Origin of the sequence: Lactococcus garvieae subsp. garvieae, assembly GCF_029024465.1 — a bacterium.
Taxonomy (GTDB): Bacteria; Bacillota; Bacilli; order Lactobacillales; family Streptococcaceae; genus Lactococcus; species Lactococcus garvieae.
Genome location: NZ_CP118950.1, coordinates 24,642 through 44,601, shown reverse-complemented (window position 1 = coordinate 44,601; position 19,960 = coordinate 24,642). Strand labels below are relative to the sequence as shown.

At 41.7% G+C, this 19,960-nt stretch carries 16 protein-coding genes; 11 read left to right on the top strand and 5 right to left on the bottom strand.

Going from position 1 to position 19,960, the window contains the following annotated elements:
• Positions 1-116: 116 nt before the first annotated feature.
• Both PYW30_RS00205 and PYW30_RS00200 read right to left on the bottom strand, forming a co-directional pair.
• A complete protein-coding gene (locus PYW30_RS00205; protein ID WP_042218136.1) occupies positions 117-1,763 on the bottom strand; it encodes a hypothetical protein in 1,647 nt (548 codons plus the stop codon).
• Positions 1,764-2,074: 311 nt separating this feature from the next.
• A complete protein-coding gene (locus PYW30_RS00200; protein ID WP_003133599.1) occupies positions 2,075-2,560 on the bottom strand; it encodes a YkgJ family cysteine cluster protein in 486 nt (161 codons plus the stop codon).
• A 282-nt stretch (positions 2,561-2,842) separates the two neighbouring features.
• Between PYW30_RS00200 and PYW30_RS00195 the strand changes: the two genes are divergently transcribed.
• From PYW30_RS00195 to plsX, 3 genes are all read left to right on the top strand, one after another.
• Positions 2,843-4,471 carry an ATP-binding cassette domain-containing protein gene (locus tag PYW30_RS00195; protein WP_014024105.1) on the top strand — a complete coding sequence of 543 codons (1,629 nt, stop codon included), beginning with the start codon at positions 2,843-2,845 and terminating at the stop codon, positions 4,469-4,471.
• 75 nt (positions 4,472-4,546) lie between these two features.
• Entirely contained in the window at positions 4,547-5,356 is an 810-nt protein-coding gene (locus tag PYW30_RS00190) for a Cof-type HAD-IIB family hydrolase (protein ID WP_042218139.1), read from the top strand.
• A 114-nt stretch (positions 5,357-5,470) separates the two neighbouring features.
• Positions 5,471-6,463: a phosphate acyltransferase PlsX gene (gene plsX / locus PYW30_RS00185; RefSeq protein WP_017371235.1), complete on the top strand. Its 993-nt coding sequence runs from the start codon at positions 5,471-5,473 to the stop codon at positions 6,461-6,463.
• A 35-nt stretch (positions 6,464-6,498) separates the two neighbouring features.
• Here plsX and mgtA read toward each other — a convergent pair whose 3' ends face one another.
• Positions 6,499-9,096 carry a magnesium-translocating P-type ATPase gene (gene mgtA, locus PYW30_RS00180; RefSeq protein WP_042218143.1) on the bottom strand — a complete coding sequence of 866 codons (2,598 nt, stop codon included), beginning with the start codon at positions 9,094-9,096 and terminating at the stop codon, positions 6,499-6,501.
• 356 nt (positions 9,097-9,452) lie between these two features.
• Complete coding sequence (locus tag PYW30_RS00175) at positions 9,453-9,893, bottom strand: OsmC family peroxiredoxin (RefSeq protein ID WP_042218145.1); 441 nt, start codon at positions 9,891-9,893, stop codon at positions 9,453-9,455.
• Positions 9,894-10,309: 416 nt separating this feature from the next.
• Between PYW30_RS00175 and trpS the strand changes: the two genes are divergently transcribed.
• The 8 genes from trpS (at position 10,310) to lpdA (ending at position 19,140) form a co-directional block, all read left to right on the top strand.
• Positions 10,310-11,341, top strand: coding sequence for a tryptophan--tRNA ligase (gene trpS, locus PYW30_RS00170; RefSeq protein WP_003133594.1), 1,032 nt, complete (start codon positions 10,310-10,312; stop codon positions 11,339-11,341).
• Positions 11,342-11,358: 17 nt separating this feature from the next.
• The gene (locus tag PYW30_RS00165) at positions 11,359-11,997 is read left to right on the top strand and encodes an HD domain-containing protein (protein ID WP_014024099.1); all 639 of its coding nucleotides are present in this window, start codon (positions 11,359-11,361) and stop codon (positions 11,995-11,997) included.
• Positions 11,998-12,008: 11 nt separating this feature from the next.
• Entirely contained in the window at positions 12,009-12,779 is a 771-nt protein-coding gene (locus PYW30_RS00160) for a glycerophosphodiester phosphodiesterase (RefSeq protein ID WP_042218148.1), read from the top strand.
• Between the two features lie 204 nt (positions 12,780-12,983).
• Positions 12,984-13,979 carry a lipoate--protein ligase gene (gene lplA, locus PYW30_RS00155; protein ID WP_042218150.1) on the top strand — a complete coding sequence of 332 codons (996 nt, stop codon included), beginning with the start codon at positions 12,984-12,986 and terminating at the stop codon, positions 13,977-13,979.
• Between the two features lie 32 nt (positions 13,980-14,011).
• Positions 14,012-15,136: a thiamine pyrophosphate-dependent dehydrogenase E1 component subunit alpha gene (locus PYW30_RS00150; RefSeq protein ID WP_003133590.1), complete on the top strand. Its 1,125-nt coding sequence runs from the start codon at positions 14,012-14,014 to the stop codon at positions 15,134-15,136.
• A 2-nt stretch (positions 15,137-15,138) separates the two neighbouring features.
• The gene (locus PYW30_RS00145; RefSeq protein WP_003133589.1) at positions 15,139-16,119 is read left to right on the top strand and encodes an alpha-ketoacid dehydrogenase subunit beta; all 981 of its coding nucleotides are present in this window, start codon (positions 15,139-15,141) and stop codon (positions 16,117-16,119) included.
• A complete protein-coding gene (locus PYW30_RS00140; protein WP_014024096.1) occupies positions 16,112-17,695 on the top strand; it encodes a 2-oxo acid dehydrogenase subunit E2 in 1,584 nt (527 codons plus the stop codon). The genes PYW30_RS00145 and PYW30_RS00140 overlap by 8 nt, the downstream gene beginning before the upstream one ends.
• Before the next feature lie 23 nt (positions 17,696-17,718).
• On the top strand, positions 17,719-19,140 hold the full coding sequence (lpdA, locus tag PYW30_RS00135; protein ID WP_003133585.1) for a dihydrolipoyl dehydrogenase: 1,422 nt from the start codon (positions 17,719-17,721) through the stop codon (positions 19,138-19,140).
• A 34-nt stretch (positions 19,141-19,174) separates the two neighbouring features.
• Here lpdA and recO read toward each other — a convergent pair whose 3' ends face one another.
• Positions 19,175-19,933 carry a DNA repair protein RecO gene (gene recO / locus PYW30_RS00130; RefSeq protein ID WP_042218153.1) on the bottom strand — a complete coding sequence of 253 codons (759 nt, stop codon included), beginning with the start codon at positions 19,931-19,933 and terminating at the stop codon, positions 19,175-19,177.
• Positions 19,934-19,960 lie beyond the last annotated feature (27 nt).

Below are 19,960 nucleotides of genomic sequence, written 5' to 3'. Positions count from 1 at the left end.
AGCCCCATCTTGTTACGGCTATCTCAGCTTTCTGCGTTTTTCTAGACAACACTCGCCTAACAACTTCAGCCCTAAAACTCCATCAGAGGTATTTGTTTTTATTACTGAGAGAGGGTTCAATTAGGGTTGATGATGAGGGCTGGGCGAACACCACCAACATCATTGGTGTAAGGATTATGGGCATGCAACCGACCAGTAGGAGGTGCCTGAGCCACACCCCAATTAGCGGCAGTTGGTGAAGGGCCGGGGGTACGTAACCACCACCAGCTACTGCGTGCGCCTCTCCGTGCCACAGGGTTAGGAAAGCCCCCCTCCGGCGTAGACAAGCGTACCACATCCGCAAGGGATAGAGCAAAGGCTTGAGGCGTGCCACTCGGATTTACACTGGTCACATCTCCTGCCACTGCAGGGAAGGCGGATAAATTTGTAGGCAACCAACGCGTCACTTCGTCTATCCAAGTGATTGACTCATCGGCTACGCCTGGGGCTGGAACCGATATAGCTACGGGTTGAACCATACTCTGGACCTCAGTGTCAAGTGCGTTGAACCAGTTACTTAGGACTTGAGGCTGCTCCATGAAACCTGTATTGCGAATGGCTTCATGACGGATAATCATATGATTCCCCGATTCCATGTCTTCAAGGTAGCGGTACTCCTCACCAGCCATGGTGAAGACACGCCCCGGAAGCATCGTATCAAAATTAAAGGCGGACGGTGGGGAGTCAACCTCGAAACGTGGATTCGTTGATCCCGCATCATTCATAGAGTTATTTCTAATCCCTGTGAGGAAGTCAGCCAAGCGTTCATCGCCGCCCTCAAGGAAGTCATCACTGTGCCTTGGGCTAATCAACTGGCTGTCCACATGGATACCATAATAGTAATACCCGTTAGAAACTGTTTCATCAATGGCTGAAGTCATCTCGGCCGCGTCAAGCAAGTAAGAGGTCGCATTGCCAGCTTCTATGAGTGAAGCCCAATAAGCCCAGCCGGTCTGGTGGTCAATCACCCAGAAGTCACCGATTTTTTGATAGTCTTCCAACTCATCCCACTGTTCGATCGTCATGGGTGGTCGACCTTGGGGTAAGTTTTGCGCTACTTCTTGGACGATCTCTTGGCCAGGCCAAATGCCTGTACTGTTATCAAAAGTATCGCCACTTGACCAGTAAGCATCTGTCCCATCTCCCGGGTGCGTCGTGCCATCAGTTACACCGTCTGTGGCCCCATCCCCCTCGATCCAGTCACGCGCATGACCAGCAGCGGCCGTTCTCAGGTCGTCGCTGTCATGATTAAAGCTGGGCATATACCACGGGGCAACTTGTCCGGGGTGGGACCACCCCAAAGTAAGGGTCGAGTAGCGGTTAAAGGCATCGGAACCATTGACATTGGCGCGGACATTGATATTGTCCGCAGTGGGTATCCATGTGGTCCAACTTTCAACATTCTCCCGTACAGTACCTGGCACTAAGGGGGTGAATGCTGCTTCACCATCGCTTTTTGTCTCTAAAAACTCTGAGAGGCGGATACGCGCCATGATGGGACGGTCCCCGTAGTTTTCGACAAAGACATCCTTGTTTTCGGTATCTCTATTGTAGTAGTCGTGCACACGACCTCCTGTTCCGATGTCCTGCCGGTTCTCCCGGTCATTGATGGCTCTTGGATTGAAGGCTTGAAAAGCATAAGTGCCAACAACCACGAGCAAGAGGAGCACTAAGAGAGCAATATTCCGTAAGTGCCGGCGTTTTTTCTTTTCTGGTATTATCATAACTATCTTTCCTTTCCTTTGATTTATTTATTTTCAAGAGCGAAAAAACGCCCTAGGTTTAGAGCGTTGAGGTGCAAGTTGAAAAAGACGGTCTTCTACCGTTGTGGTGTGTTGTGGTGTGTTGTGCTGATTATAAGTCATAGTCTTCCCTCGTCAAGTCTTTTATCATACATATATAAGAATATTTCTTATTTAATTCTAACATTTGTAGTTTTGATGTCAAAATGATTTCATTGAGATTTCACTTGTGTGAGGCAGTCTTGCGGGGGGAAACAAAAATGTTCCAACACCTTTCCTCGTGTTGGAACATTTTACTCTATTTTTTTCCGAAGCTTTTCTACAAAAAGATAAGCTGCCGGACAGGTTACTGTGTTTTTCAAAGTCAGATTATTGATTTGATAAATCTTTTTCCGGTCTGTGTGGGGAAATTCACGGCAGGCCTTGGGACGAACCTCGTAAATACTGCAAAGATTATCACTCCCAAGAAAGGGACAGGGCATCGTTTGAAAAACCTTGTCGCCATCTTCATCTACACGTAAATACTGGGCTTCAAAATCGGCTGCTTTCATGCGAAGATACTTCGAAATACGGGTAATGTCCGCTTCTGTAAAAAGCGGGCCTAAGCTCTTACAGCAGTTCGCACAAGCCGTACAATCAATCTCAGCAAAAACTTCTTCATGGGTTTCTTTTACAAGGTAATCTAGGTTTTTGGGCGCCTTCTTTTTTAAATTGCCCAAAAATTTCTTGTGCTCTTTCTTTTTCTGAAGCGCCAAATCTTTATAATGTTCTATATCCATTTCTTCATTATTATATCATAATCGAAAAAACAAAAAATGTCTGAGTGTACTCAGACATTTTCTGCTTTTAGGAGTAGGTTTTATGAAAAATTTTATTGGAATAAAGATATTATAATGGACCCGACTTAAGCTAGGCTAAAGCCACACTGAAACAAAACTAAAAGTACACTTTCTCCCAAATTATGCTGTTTCAAAAAGACTGAAAATATGATAGAATAAGGCGATAACCTTTATAAAAGTTAACTTTTATAAATCAATATACTCTAGGAGAAAAATATATCCATGCTTACAGTTTCTGATGTTTCATTACAATTTTCTGACCGCAAGCTTTTTGATGACGTTAACATCAAGTTTACGGCAGGAAACTGCTATGGTTTAATCGGTGCCAATGGTGCCGGTAAATCAACTTTTTTAAAAATCTTGGATGGTGAAATCCAACCCACAACGGGTCACGTTTCAATGGGACCAAACGAGCGTATGTCTGTTCTTCGTCAAAATCACTATGACTATGAAGATCAAACACCGCTTGATGTTGTCATGATGGGTAACGAAAAACTCTATGCCATCGCTCAAGAAAAAAATGCCATCTACATGAAAGAAGACTTTTCTGATGAAGATGGAATGCGTGCTGCTGAACTCGAAGCCGAGTTTGGTGAAATGGGTGGTTACGAAGCCGAAGCCGAAGCTGCTCAACTGCTTCAAAGCTTAGGCATTAAGACAGAGCAACATTATGACCTCATGGCAAACCTAACCTCTGGCGAACACGTTAAGGTCCTTCTGGCACGCGCGCTTTTCGGTAAACCAGATGTTCTTCTCTTGGACGAACCAACCAATGGTTTGGATATTCAAGCGATCAACTGGCTTGAAGACTTCCTCATCAACTTTGAAAACACTGTTATCGTCGTATCCCATGACCGTCACTTCCTTAATAACGTTTGTACTTACATGGCCGACCTGGATTACGGTAAAATCAAACTTTATCCTGGTAACTACGATTTCTGGAAAGAATCTTCTGAACTTGCCCTGCGTTTGCAAGGGGATGCCAATCGTAAGGCTGAAGAAAAAATCAAAGAGCTGCAAGATTTCATCGCCCGCTTCTCAGCCAATGCCTCTAAGTCAAAACAAGCGACTTCACGTAAGAAAATGTTGGATAAAATCGAAGTGGAAAGCTTTGTGCCTTCTTCTCGTAAATACCCATTCATCGGTTTTGATCAAGAACGCGAAATCGGGAATGACTTACTCCGCGTAGATAACTTGTCCGTGGAAATCGATGGTGAAAAAGTCATTGACAACATCAGCTTTATCTTAGCTCCTGGTGACAAAACTGCCTTTATCGGTCAAAATGACATCCAAACAACTGCCTTGATTCGTGCCTTGATGGGCGATATCGAATACACAGGTGAAATTAAATGGGGTGTTACTTCATCACGTTCTTATCTTCCAAAAGATAACAGCCGTGACTTTGCGACAGACGAGTCTATCTTGGACTGGCTCCGTCAATTTGTCTTGACTAAAGAAGAGGATGATAATACTTATCTCCGTGGTTTCTTGGGACGTATGCTCTTCAAAGGCGAAGAGTCTCTTAAGTCTGTTTCTGTCCTTTCAGGGGGAGAAAAAGTTCGTGTTATGCTTTCTAAAATGATGTTACAACGTGCAAATGTTTTAGTTCTTGATGATCCAACCAATCACTTGGACTTGGAGTCAATTTCTGCACTTAATGACGGACTGAAAAAATTCAAAGGCAGCATTATCTTTGCTTCACATGACCATGAATTTATCAATACATTGGCCAATCATATCGTTGTTATTTCTAAGAACGGCGTGATTGACCGTATTGGAGAAACTTATGATGACTTCTTGGCTAATGATGAAGTCCAAGCTAAAGTGAAAGAACTTTGGTCTGAAGATTAAGATAAACTTTAAACGAATAAATTGTTGCTCCGCCAAGACTATCTTGAAGCGGAGTATTTTTAATAAGGGGACAAGATGAGTAATCAATTGAAAATATTTGCGACGGATATGGATGGCACTTTTCTGGACGAAAACCGTGCCTACGATAAAAGTCGTCTACGTGATATTTTAAAAGAGTTCAAAAAAAGAAATTATCTTTTTTGTGCAGCAAGTGGACGTCAACTTTTGGCTTTAGAAGAACTCTTTGACGAGTTTCAAGACCAAGTTGCCTTCTGTGCGGAAAACGGTGCACTGGTTAAATACCAGGGTGAGATTCTCTACAGCAGTATCTTAGGTCAAGATAAGGCCAGCAAACTCGTGGAACTTGTCCGCCAAAATCCACACATGCACCGTGATGTTGTTCTCTTTTCAGGACTCAACGGGGCTTATGCACTTCAAACAGCCGATCCACAATTTGTCGAATTTGCCAACCTCTACTATTCTGATTTAAAATTGGTGCAATCCGTCCATGATATTGAAGATGAAATATTGAAAGTCTGCGTAGAGTTTCCACCAGAACAAATCCGTGAATGTGAAGACTGGATAAATGTACAAATGACCGATATTCGTGCAACAACGACCGGTTTCCGCTCTATTGACATCATGTCAGCAGGCATCAGCAAAGCCACAGGTCTCTCCCACTTGCTCACACACCTCCAATCCACTCCGGAGGCACTTACAGCTTTTGGCGATCAAAGCAACGACTTAGAAATGCTACAATTGGCAGGTACCGCTGTAGCCGTTGAGAATGCTATACCGGAGGTTTTAAAAATTTCCGATAAGGTTATTGGGCACAACCGTGATGCAGCTGTCTTAACTGAGCTTGAAGCCATTTTGGCACATTAATCAAGAGTATGAGCTTTGCCTCATACTTTTTTGACTGTTTTCAACCTCAATCATATTGGCTAAAACAAAATATTTTCGTTATAATTAAACAGAGAAATTATCGGAGGATACACTATGAGAATCGCAATTGATGCTATGGGTGGCGACTATGCACCCGAGTCAATCGTTAAAGGAATTAATTTAGCAAAAAAAGAATTTCCAAATATTGAGTTTCAGCTCTACGGAGAACCTGAAGCAATTAAAGCACATTTAGAAGATGAAAAAAATGTAAAAATTATCGCAACAACTGAACTGATCGACTTCCACGATGAGCCGGTAAAAGCCATCCGTAAGAAAAAAGACAGCTCGCTCGTCCGTGCGGTCAAAGCAGTCAAAGACGGTGAAGCTGATGCTGTTCTTTCTGCGGGAAACACTGGTGCTTTGCTTGCTGCGGGCTTGTTTATTGTCGGCCGCATCAAACAAATCGACCGTCCTGCTCTTATGAGTACGCTCCCTACTGCAGATGGTACAGGCTTCGACATGTTAGATTTAGGTGCTAACGCTGAAAATAAACCTGAGCATCTGGCAGACTTCGCTATTCTAGGAAGCTACTATGCGGCCAATGTACGTGGTGTTAAAAACCCTCGTGTAGCACTTCTCTCCAACGGCTCTGAAGAATCAAAAGGGTCAACGATGATCAAAGAAACGCATGCTTTGCTCTCAAATATTGAAGATATTAATTTTATCGGGAATATTGAATCGCGGGACATCTTGACTGGAGCAGCTGATGTCGTTGTCGCGGATGGTTTCACGGGAAACGCTGTGCTTAAAGCCATCGAAGGCACTGCAAGTGTGCTCATGCGTCAAATCAAAAACGGTATCATGAACGGAGGCTTCACCACTAAAATCGGTGGGGCGCTTGTGAAAAAAGAACTGAGTAAACTCAAAGATACGATGAGTACCGATAGCGCGGGTGGTGCAGCTTTAGTAGGTGTCAAAGCACCTGTCATCAAAGCGCACGGTAATTCTAGCCCTGAAGCCATTGTTTCAACGATTCGCCAAATCCATCGGATGCTAGAAACAGATGTTACTGGTCAACTGGTGAAACATTTCGAAGACAAAAACTAATAAAAAAGCTTTACCCTGAGGGTAAAGCTTTTTTATTAGTTGTATTTCTTGTAGTACACATTTTTGACAAACTGTAACAACAAGAGGTAAGCAAGGATAATTAGGCCCCAGTAGAAGAAGAATTGAACAGGCAAGTGTGCCAAGTCAATAATTGATCCATATGAACTTAAAATCAAAGTAAAGCCAACGACGAATGCGCCAATTGTGGAAAGGATAACTGGCACTGAAGGGCGACTTTGCAAGAAGGGTACTTTTTTGGTACGCAAGATATGGAAAGCCAAAGCTTGTGTACCTAAGCTGACTGCAAACCAACCTGCTTGGAAAAGGTTAGCGTGGGCAACTGTATTGAAGCCAAATACATACCACAATACAAGGAAAGTGATGATGTCAAAGACAGAAGACACAGGTCCAACAATAAAGGCAAAACGAGCGAGGCCTTTGGTCTGCCATTTCACTGGACGCGCAATGTCTTCTTCATCAACATTATCCCAAGGAATTGAAAGTTGACTCATGTCATAAATCAGATTCAAAGTTAAAATTTGTAAACTGAGCATTGGTAAGAAAGGTAAGAAGGCGCTGGCTACCAAAACTGAAAAGACATTCCCAAAGTTTGAGGATAAAGTGATACGAATATACTTCATCATATTTGTAAAGACTTTACGCCCTTCGGTTACACCAGTTTCCAAGACCTGTAAACTTTTCTCAAGCAGAATAATGTTTGAGGCGTCTTTAGTGATGTCGGCTGCGGTGTCTACGGAAATCCCGATATCTGCCGCGCGTAAACTTGGGGCATCATTGATTCCGTCTCCCATAAAGCCAACTGTGTGAACTTTACGAATAAGTTCAATAATACGTGCCTTTTGCATGGGATTTAATTTTGCAAAAAGGTGCACTTCCATAGCTGTATTGAACAGTTCTTCATCATCCATGAGATCAATCTCACTGCCGATACAATAACGGTCAACTGGAATTCCAACATCTTCACAAACTTTTTGCGCGACAATGGCATTATCACCTGTCAACACTTTTACAGTTACACCGTGATTTTGTAAACTATTAATTGCTTTGGCCGCAGATTCTTTGGCCGGATCAAGGAAACCAATAAATCCGACCAGTGTCATATCACGCTCGCTGTCAGAGTCAAAGTCTTCCAGTTCATCATCTGAAATAATGCGCTCAGCAATAGTCAGAACACGCATGCCTTGCATATTCATTTCACGGTTGACTTCTTTCATCTCTGCTAAACGTTCTTCAGTAATTTCAACACGTTTCCCGTCTTCCATTACATGTGTACAGATAGCTTGCATCTCCTCAACGGCCCCTTTTGTGACCATCAAGTTTTTATTGTCGGTTTTTACAACGACAGACAAAAGGCGACGTGAGAAATCAAAGGGAATCTCATCTACTTTTGTAATATTTTCATCAGGCAATTCACGGCCTAATTTTTTAAAATAGTCAATGACCGCAACGTCCATCAGATTTTTCCAACCGGTTTGGAAGTTAGAGTTGATAAAGGCGGAATTTAATACTTCATCTGCCTTATTGCCACGCGAGTTTACGTATTCAACCATAACGACACGGTCTTCTGTAATTGTGCCTGTCTTGTCTGTACAAAGTATATCCATCGAACCTAGGTTCTGAATAGCGGATAGATTTTTTACAATGACTTTTTCTTTACTGAGTGCCACTGCGCCTTTAGCCAAGTTGGCATTGACAATCATAGGCAGCATTTCGGGTGTAAGACCGACGGCTACAGCGATGGCAAAGAAGAATGATGTTTCAAAATCGCCCTTTGTTACCCAGTTCAAAACTAAAACAACAGGGAACATGATCGCAACTAAGGTCAATAGAAGACGACTTACACGGCTCAATCCTTTATCAAAAGCGGATTCAACCTTGGTTGCTGTGGCTTTACTGGCAATATCACCAAACATGGTAGAAGCACCAGTTTTAACGATTAAAATCTCACCATTTCCTGATAAGACGTCGGTTCCCATAAAGAGAACATTTGGAGCATCAAGTGCGGAAGTAACTTCCCAATCAATTTGCTCATCTTCATCTAAATCTTCTGGTAAACGCTTCTCAACTGGGAAAGATTCACCGGTTAAAGAGGCTTGATTGATAAAGAGATCTCGGTGTGAGAGCAGAATAGCATCTGCTGGAATCATGTCTCCCGTTTGAAGTTGAATGATATCTCCTGGCACAACTTCATCCATTGGGATTTCAAAATTTTCCGCCCCACGTTTAACATTTGTGGTATTTTCAATCATCTCGTGTAAAGCGATTGAAGCTTTTTGTGACTTGTATTCCTGTACAAAACTGACACCAGCAGATACGGTAACCATGAGCAACATGTAAAGTGCGCCCTCCATATCTCCTGTCAATGCGGAAACAACCGCCAAAAAAGCAAGAACAAAAACAAATGGATTTTTAAAAGCATGGAGCAGTATAATATACCAGGGAATGGGTTGCTGACTTGCAACCACATTCGGTCCGTATTCGTCTAAGCGTTCCTCAGCCTGTTCAGCGTTCAAACCCGTAAAACTCGTGTTTAAACGTTCAAAAAGCTCGTCACGATTCAACTGTGCCAACTCTTTAAGCACATCGTTTTTGTTTGTTTTCATTTTTTGCATACTTGCACCTCCCTCGTTTCTAGGGCGTAAACCTTTAGCAGGTCTACTTTTCTTTTATTATGGTGTGGTTTGCGAAATTCCTCTCTTTATTCTACTACAAATTATAGAAAAGTCCTATGAAGATACTTAAACGAAATTATAAAGTAATTTATTATACATACACGAACACAATTCACTTCTTAGTGTTATGTTTGTAACCAAAAACTCTATTATACACATGTAAACCTTGTTGACACATCTTGACAACTCCTCTTAGTTTGAGCAAAAGGTTATACACGTGTTTACAACTTCTTTTTAGTACAAAAAAACATGTGGAAAGCTATGGAGGCCGCTTTCCACATGTGAATAACTGTAGTTTAAAGCACTAATTCAGCATCAAGTTCAATAGGAACTGATGCTAAAGCTTTAGAAACCGGACATGTTGTTTCGATTTCTTTGGCTAATTTTTGGAATTCATCATCAGAAATTCCAGCAATTTTAGATTGGTTTTTCAGATGGATTTTTGTAATTGCAGGTCCATCAGCTGTTACTGCAAAGGTAACATCTGCTTGAGTGTAAATGTCATTGACCTTGTAACCTTTTTCGCTTAAAAGCGATGAGAATGCCATGCTGAAACAAGCGGCATGTGCGGCACCCAAAAGTTCTTCAGGTGTTGTTATTGATGCCGAATGCTCTGCACGCGCTTCAAAATTATAAGGTGTGTCAGTAAATAATTGTGAAGAATCTAGACTGATGGTACCTGAACCATTTTCTAAATCTCCTTGCCATTGTGCTGATGCTGTGGATACATTTGCCATATTTTTCTCCTTTTTATATTATAAATAGTTCGTTTGCCTATATTCTCAGTATAGGATTTTATTATAGCCTTTTCAAGAGATTGGGCTTAGACTTATTTGACATTATTAAAAAATAAATGTAGAATTTGAACTATCAGAAGAGTAGCTTTTCAACGAATTCTTTAGGAAGTTGGCGGTTGTGCAAGCCAATGTTTTCAGAAAAGTGAATGGACTGATCATAACAAAATGATTTTAAGCAATATAAATCACGGCTGCTCCCGTTAACAAAGCACTCGTTCCCAGGACGAGCTAGAGGAAATTCTTAAAGAATTTCGAATTACGGTGGTACCGCGTGCTAACGCCCGTAAAGTATTTTTACAATGCTTTACGGTTTTTTTGTTATAAAAATTCGTACATCAAAAAGGAGACTTACTGTCATGAATAAACCTACAATCTTAACTGGCGATCGTCCTACGGGCAAACTCCATATCGGACATTATGTTGGCTCACTTAAAAATCGTGTGCTTCTACAAAACACAGGAAAATATAACATGTTTGTTTTCCTTGCCGATCAGCAAGCACTTACCGACCACGCTAAAGAACCAGAAAAAATTATCCAATCTGTTGGAGACGTTGCTTTAGACTATTTGGCTGCTGGTCTTGATCCAGAAAAATCCACCATTTTTATCCAGTCTCAAATCCCTGAGTTGGCTGAACTTTCAATGTATTACATGAATTTAGTCTCTCTTGCACGACTTGAACGTAATCCGACAGTGAAGACTGAAATTGCTCAAAAAGCCTTTGGTGAATCTATTCCTGCAGGTTTCTTAGTTTATCCTATTGCTCAAGCTGCAGACATTACAGCCTTTAAAGCCAACCTAGTCCCTGTAGGAAACGATCAGAAACCAATGATTGAACAATGTCGCGAAATCGCCCGTTCTTTCAACAATGCCTATCACTGTGACGTTTTAGTTGAACCTGAAGGACTTTATCCAGAAAATGAAGCGGCAGGACGTCTGCCTGGTCTTGACGGAAACGCAAAAATGTCTAAATCACTTGGGAACGGTATCTATCTCGCTGACGATATGGATACGCTCAAAAAGAAAGTGATGAGCATGTACACAGACCCTGATCACATCAAGGTTGAGGACCCAGGTAAAATTGAAGGCAACATGGTCTTCCATTACCTTGATGTCTTTGGACGTGAGGAAGACGCTTCTACTATCGCTGAGATGAAAGAGCATTATCAAGCTGGAGGCTTAGGAGACGTGAAAACAAAACGTTATTTATTAGACATCCTCGACCGTGAACTCTCTCCAATTCGTGAACGCCGCATCGAATTCGCAAAAGACATGGGCGCTGTTTATGATATGCTTCAAGCGGGCTCTGAAAAAGCACGCGCTGTTGCTGCCAATACCTTATCCGAAGTAAAATCAGCGATGGGTATTAACTACTTTGATGCTCAATAAAAAGAATAAAAGAACTTATGACTACTCACGAAAAAATTGCTGCCTATGCCAAGAAAATCCATGAGAACAACAATGACGGACATGGCTTTGATCACGTCAGTCGTGTTGTCAAGCTGGCAAAACAAATTCTTGCTACTGAGCCCCTTGCAGACTCTGATTTAGTTATTGCTGCTGCTTACTTGCACGATACCTATGATGAAAAGCTCTGTGCCAATGTCGCCAAACAAAAACAGGATCTTGCAGCCTTCTTAAGCTCCTTAGATTTTTCCAAAGAGAAACAGGATAAAATCTTTTACATCATTGACAATATGAGTTATTCTGCCAATCTTTTGGAGAAAAAAGAACTCGACATCAATGGTCAAATCGTCCAAGATGCCGACCGTATTGATGCGATGGGGGCTTGGGGCATTGTACGGACTTTAGAGTACGGCTGGGCCAAAGGGCGCACCTTTTACGACCCAAAAATATTACCTGAAAAGTTCGAGAATAAACATACTTACCACCAAAACCAAGGCACAACGCTCAACCATTTTTACGAAAAGCTCTTTTTGCTCAAGGACCTATTGAACACAGCACATGCTAAAAAATTAGCTGAAAAAAGAGATAAAATTATGCATGATTTTGTCACTGCTATTGAGGAAGAATACAATATTTAGAAGGAAAAGATATGGCCTTAGAGAAAAATGATTCTTATATGAAAAATCAGAATACTTGTCTTATTTTTGCTCATCGTGGCTCCAAATGTAACCGCCCTGAGAATACTTTAGCCGCCTTCCAAGAAGCGCTTCGTGTCAAAGCGGATGGTATTGAACTCGATGTCCATCTGACTAAGGATGACCAACTGGTCGTCATCCATGACGAAAAAGTCAATCGGACAACCTCAGGAAAGGGACGTGTCCGTGACTTAAGACTGGCAGAACTCAAGCAATTAGATGCCGGCTCTTGGTTTGATCGCCAGTTCAAGGGAGAAGCTATTCCTACATTAAAGGAAGTTCTAAAACTCCTGAATAATGAGAATTTCACTGGTTTCTTAAACATCGAACTCAAAACTGATATTATCAACTATCCTGGCATTGAAGAAAAAGTAGTGGAACTGATTGCTCAGGAGACTCTTCCTTTTACAATCATCTACTCTTCTTTTAACCTCACTACACTTCAAAGGCTTCATGCGCTCGGTGTAAAAGATGAAATTGCCTATCTTGCAGGTAAAAAATTGCAGAAGGTCCGCTTAGATAAGGTAGAGAACTTCATGTCCAGTCTTCATTTGAAAAAAAAGTATGTTTTAAAGTATCCCGAACTTCTAGCTCCTGATCATCGGCCAATCCGCCTCTGGGGGATTGATTCGGAAACGGACATGCGTTATGCCTTTCAGCATAATATTGCAGGAATTTTTACAGATTTTCCTGAAAAAGCACGACACATCAGGCAACATTTATAAAAATTATTTAAAATCATAAAGACATGCCAAGGCATGTTTTTTTTACACCCTTAACTTCACAAATTTTTCAAAGAAATAGCATAATATTCACTTATGATAGCGGAGTCATTTTTCTTTACTTTCTATTTCACAAGGGATATAATGAAACTATATGTGTTCAATGTCAAAGACATTTGACATATATTTTTAATGGAAGGAGAATCTATGCAATATATCAATTATCTCGGGCAGGATGCCTATACTAACATTGCGATGGATTCTTGGTTATTAAACAATTTGAAAGCAGACGAGCCCGTATTTTCCCTTTGGCAAAATAAGCGCGCTGTTATCGTTGGACGTAACCAAAATACTTTTGCTGAGATAAACCAAGATTATATTGATCAACATGATGTACAAGTTGTACGTCGCGTATCTGGTGGTGGTGCTGTCTATCATGATGAGGGAAATATTTGTTTTACCTTTTTTGTTCCCGTAGCCAGTTCAGCCCAGGTCAACTTTCATCAATTCGTGAAACCCATGTATGATGCACTTCGTTCCCTTGGTATTGAAGCCGAAATTACTGGAAGAAATGATTTAGAAATTTCGGGGAAAAAAGTTTCGGGGAACGCTCAACGTTACGCTGGTGGTTACCTTATGCACCATGGTACTTTACTTTGGGATACTGATGTGGAGGCGATGATCCGCTCACTGAATGTCTCTGACGAAAAGTTTGTCTCTAAGGCTGCTAAATCTGTTCGCGCACGTGTCGGGAACATTAAAGACTTTGCCCCTGACTTAAACTTAGATACTTTTATTGATGCTCTCAAATACTATTTGACGGACCAAGGTAAAGATGGTGAATATATTCTGAGCGATGAACAGCTCGCTGGTATAAAGGCTGCACGTGATGAACAATTTTCAACTTGGGATTGGAATTATGGCGAAAGTCCTAAATTCAGTTTCAACAACCATGCCAAATTTACTGGTGGATCAATCGATATCCAAGTTGACGTTGATAATGGTCTGATTACGGATATTAATTTCTTGGGGGATTTCCTTGGTGTCCGTGACTGGCGTGATATCAAACAAGATTTTATCGGTCTTCCGTTTAATCCAGATGCTGTCTATGATGTTTTAGAGAAAAACAAATCAGGTCAGTATTTTGGGACAATTGAAAACAAAGAACTTTCACAGCTTTTTAGAGCTGATGAATTGGTTTAAAAAACAAGAATGAAGAAGAAAGGGAGATATTTATGTCAAACAGCACAAAAATCCTCGATTTCAAAGAACAATTAGAATTACAAGATAGCGCATTTCCAACGCTCCAAATCTTAGACGAAAACGGAAAAATCGTTGACGAAGAAGGCCTTAAACGTGCCGATCTTTCAGATCAAGATTTAGTAGAACTCTTTAAAAACATGCTTCTTAGCCGTCAAATTGACATCCGTTGCATGAAGCTTGCTAAACAAGGACGTATGGGATTCTTTGGACCAACTGCAGGTCAAGAAGCTTCTCAAATGGCTTCTGCTTTTGCCTTCACTGACGAAGACTGGCTTTTCCCAGGTTACCGTGACTTGCCACAAATTTATGCTAAAGGTTGGCCAATTTGGAAAGGTCTCCTCTGGTCTCGTGGTCACCAACTCGGTAACGAATATACAACAGATGAAGGTGCGGAAGTAAAATCTTGGTTCCCTCAAATCATCATTGGTGCTCAATATGTTGAAGCAGCGGGTGTTGCTTTGGGCCTTAAAAAACGCAAAAAAGATGCAGTTGCCTTTGTTTACACAGGTGATGGTGGTTCATCTCAAGGTGATACTTATGAAGGTATCAACTTTGCTTCTGCTTACAAAGCACCGCTTGTTGCTTTTATTCAAAATAACGGTTATGCAATCTCAACACCACGTGAACTTCAAACAGCAGCACCTCACTTGGCTGCTAAAGGTTGGGCAGCGGGTGCCCCATCTATCGTTGTAGATGGTAACGATGCAATCGCTATGTACTTGGCAGCTAAAGAAGCGCGTGCTTGGGCTGTTGCTGGTAATGGACCTGTAGTTATTGAAGCTCTTACTAACCGTTTGGAGCCACACTCAACAGCAGGTGATGATCCACTTCGTTACCGTAGCCAAGAAGGACTTGATGCTTGGTGGGCAAAAGAACCATTGCTCCGTATGCGTACTTACTTGACTGAAAAAGGTATCTGGGATGATGCTCAAGAAGAAGCTTATATCGCAGAACTTGATGCGCGTATCGATGCAGACATCAAGAAAGCAAATAATGTTGAAAAACAAAAAATCTCAAGCTTCTTGAAAAACACACTTGAAGTACCTAGCCAAGTAATGGCAGAACAAATTGCAAAATTTGAAAGTGAGGGCAAGTAAACATGGCAGTAAAAACTTATATTGCAGCAATCACAGAAGCGCTTGACTTGGCGCTTGAGCGTGACGAAAACACATTGATCTTCGGTGAAGACGTTGGACAAAATGGTGGGGTATTCCGTGCAACTGACGGACTCCAAGCTAAACACGGAGAAGATCGCGTCTTTAACACACCTTTGGCTGAATCTGGTATTGGTGGTTTAGCAATTGGTCTTTCCACTCAAGGCTTCCGCCCTGTTATGGAAATCCAATTTGGTACATTTGTTTATGAAGTTTTTGACTCAATTGCTGGGCAAATGTCTCGTACACGTTACCGTTTTAACAACACACGTCATAACCCAATTGTTATCCGTACACCTTATGGTATCGGTACAAAAACACCTGAAATGCACGCAGACTCTATTGAAGGTCTCTTTGCTCAAATTCCTGGACTCCGTGTGGTTATGCCTTCAAATCCGGCTGATGCAAAAGGTCTCCTTTTGGCAGCCATTGAAAATAATGACCCTGTAATGTACCTTGAAAACTTACATCTTTACCGTTCTGTGAAGGGTGAAGTTCCAGAAGGTTACTATACAACACCTTTGGACCAAGCCGTTGTAGCTAAAGAAGGTTCAGACGTTTCAATTATCGCTTATGGTGGTACAGTGCCTTTGGCTATCAAGGCTGCTGAACAACTCGAAAAAGAAGGTGTTAGCGCTGAAGTTCTTGATTTACGTACCGTTTCACCACTTGACATCAAATCAATCGGTGAAACAGTTGAAAAAACTGGGCGTGTTGTTGTCGTTCAAGAAGCACAACGTACAGCTGGTATTGCTGCTAACGTTATGGCGGAAATTTCAGAACGTTTCGTTCTGTCACTTAAAGCACCTATCGGCCGTGTAGCTGGGCCAGATTCTATCTTCCCATTTGCTCAAGCCGAAAATGACTGGGCAATTAAAGCAGACGATATTGTGAAAAAAGTGAAAGAGGTAGTAGATTATGACTGAAATTTTTAAAATGCCTGATATCGGCGAAGGCATGCACGAAGGCGATATCGCCAACTGGCTTGTAAAAGTCGGAGATGTCGTTAAAGAAGACGATCCCGTAGCCGAAGTACAAAACGACAAATTGATGCAAGAAATTTTGTCTCCTTACTCTGGTACTGTAACAAAACTTTTCGTTGAAGCTGGAACAACTGTTGAAGTTGGCGCTCCACTTATCGAATATGATGGAGATGGCTCAAGCGAAGCTGATACTGCAGATGCGGCACCCGCTGCTGCTTCTGAAGCTCCTTCAGGGGATGCTCAAATCTTCACCATGCCTGATATCGGTGAAGGGATGCACGAAGGCGATATCGCCAACTGGCTTGTAAAAGTTGGAGACGACGTCAAAGAAGACGACCCTGTTGCTGAAGTACAAAACGACAAATTGATGCAAGAAATCTTGTCTCCTTACTCTGGTAAAGTTACAAAACTCTTTGTTGAAGCCGGAACAACTGTTGAAGTTGGCGCTCCACTTATCGAATACAATGGTAATGGTTCTACAGCTGCCGCTACACCAGCTCCGAAAGCCGCTCCAACTGCTGATACTGCTCCGGCAGCTGCTCCTAAAGCTGAAGGCGGTGCTACCACACGTACGACTGCCGATGGACGTGTACTTGCGATGCCATCTGTACGTCACTATGCGCGTGAACACGGTATTGATTTAACTCAAGTTCAATCTACAGGTCGTCACGGCCACACAACATTGGCAGATGTTAAAGCCTTTGCTTCTGGCGCAGCTGCTCCTAAAGCTGCTGCTCCAACTGAGGCTAAGCCAGCTCCGAAAGCTGATGCAGCTAAACCTGCCGCTCCTAAACCAGCTCCAGCTCCTGTACAAGCAGCTGAAGGCGATCGTCGTGAACCAATGACACCAACACGTAAAGCTATCTCTAACGCGATGAGCACACAAAATGCAAATATTCCAGCGGTTACTAACTTTGACCAAGTGGAAGTTTCTAAACTTGTTGCTCACCGTAAAGAATACAAAGAAATTGCGGCTAAACAAGACGTTAAACTTACTTACCTTGCTTACGTGACTAAAGCCTTGGCTGCGACAGCTAAGAAATTCCCAGAAATTAACGCTTCTATCGACGGTACAGATATTGTTTACCACAATGATGTAAACATCGGTATCGCCGTAAATGCGCCAAGCGGACTCTATGTACCTGTGATTAAAAATGCGGATAAGAAATCAATCTTTACAATTGCTAAAGAAATTTCTGAACTCGCTGAAGCCGTACGTACTGGTTCTATCAAACCCGACCAAATGCGTGGTTCAACAATCACAATCTCAAATATTGGTTCTGCCCGTGGTACTTGGTTCACACCAATCATCAATGGCTCTGACGTTATGATCCTCGGCCTTGGTTCAATCGTTAAAGAACCAATCGTTAATGCTGAAGGTGAATTAGCTGTTGGTCAAAACATGAAGCTTTCTGTAAGCTATGACCACCGTCTTATCGATGGTATGCTCGGACAAGGTTCATTGAACTATCTTAAGAGTCTTTTGGCTGATCCAGCTTACATGCTCATGGAAGTTTAAGAAGAAAAGAGGAAAGAATAATTATGGTTGTTGGTGCACAAGCCACTGAAGTAGATACAGTTGTCATTGGATCAGGCCCTGGCGGTTACGTTGCGGCGATTCGTGCGGCTGAACTTGGTAAAAAAGTTGTTGTTATCGAAAAAGATAACGTAGGTGGGGTCTGCCTTAATATTGGTTGTATCCCTTCAAAAGCCTTGATTAACGTGGGACACCACTATCAAGACGCGCTTAAACAAGAAGCAGGCAAAAGCCCGTTTGGTCTTTCTAACGGTGAAGTAAATCTGGATTGGGCAGCTGCTCAATCATGGAAAGATGAAAAAGTTGTGAAACAACTCACTGGCGGTATCGCAATGCTTTTGAAAAAGCATAAAATTGAGTTGATTAAAGGAACAGCTGAATTCATTGATAATGAAACAATTAACGTGGAACAAGAAGACGGCTTCCAATTGTTGAACTTCCAAAATGCAATTATTGCTACAGGTTCACGTCCAATTGAAATCCCAAGTTTCCCTTACGGCGGACGCATTATTGATTCAACAGGTGCGCTTAACCTTAAGGAAATTCCTAAACATTTGATCATTGTTGGTGGTGGTGTTATCGGTTCTGAACTTGGTGGTGCCTACCGTATGCTAGGTTCTAAAATTACTATTGTTGAAGGCTTAGATCACATCTTGAATGGCTTTGACAAAGAAATGTCTGATATCATTGCTAACCGTGTAAAAACTGCCGGTTCAGAAATCTATACTTCTGCTATGGCAAAATCAGCTACTCAAACAGACACAGACGTTACCTTGACTTTCGAAGTAGATGGTAAAGAACAAACTGTTACTGGTGACTACTTACTCGTATCTGTAGGTCGTCGTCCAAACACTGACATGTTAGGTCTTAACAACACTGACGTTAAGCTCACAGATCGTGGCCTTATCGAAGTCGACGACTCATTCCAAACTTCTGTACCACATATCTATGCTATCGGTGACGTTGTTCCTGGCCCAATGCTCGCACACAAAGCATCTTTCCAAGCTAAGATTGCTGCTGCTGCCATTGCAGGCGGAGAAGACGCTGTTGACTTGCATATCGCCCTTCCTGCTGTTGCTTATACAACAACAGAGTTGGCTACTGTAGGTGAAACACCTGAATCTGTAAAAGACCGCATGGATCAAGTTAAAATCAGCAAATTCCCATTTGCGGCTAACGGACGTGCTATCTCAATGGACGATACAACTGGTTTCATCCGTTTGATTACAGAGAACAAAGAAGGTGCCGTTATCGGTGCTCAAATCGTTGGTCCTGGAGCTTCTGACTTGATTTCAGGTCTTGCCCTAGCTATCGAAAATGGTTTGACTTCAAAAGACATTTCATTGACTATCCAACCTCACCCAACACTTGGTGAAGCAATCATGGATACAGCTGAAATTGCTGATGGATTACCTATCCACGTTTAAAAAAAATAAAAAAGCATTCGTAGGATTGCTTTTTTTATTCTTTCATTATGTCGGCCCAATCTTTCATGCCATCTAAAAACTTTTTAGATTTCAAATGAATACCGACATACTCGTCGTAGATACCATCAATAAATAAACGTATCTTCTCCTTCATCTCTCTTTTAACAGATATTTTTTCGAGTTGATCTAAAGATATTTCCTGAAAAAGATGAACCAAATAAAGGACGTTAGGATCCAGATGTAAACGACGCATGTCCTCATCAAAGTGATTTTTGCAAAGGCAGGCGTTGAATTTATAGGAATAATCAAACGGACCTTGCTTACTATGACAAAAAGCACATTCCGTACAATTTAGAGCCACTCCAAAACGACTTAAAACTTGGATTTCGAAAATATTGGTAATAATTTCTTTATCAAAACCTTGATCCAACAAGTCCATACACTTGATCACGAAAGCATAAAGAGAGGAATCATATTGGTTATCCGGAATTGCTGCATCGGCTAGACTAATAATATAAGAAGCATGAGCATTGAGGAAAATATCCTCACTGATATGCTTGTAAGTTACAGCTTCACTCACATCATCAAGGAAGGAAAAACCTTCATCATTGATTGTTCCCATTAAACTTGCAGCCGTAAAGTTTTGTAGGCTGCTGGCATATTTAGAACGCGCAAAATTTTTAACAAAAAACATGCGCTTACCAAAAGACTCGGTAAAAATTTTAACCAACTTATCCTTTTCACGATAATTTTTAGTATATAGGACAAGCCCACGGGTTTCAACACTCTTCATTCTTATATTGTAAAGGCAGAGGTCTAT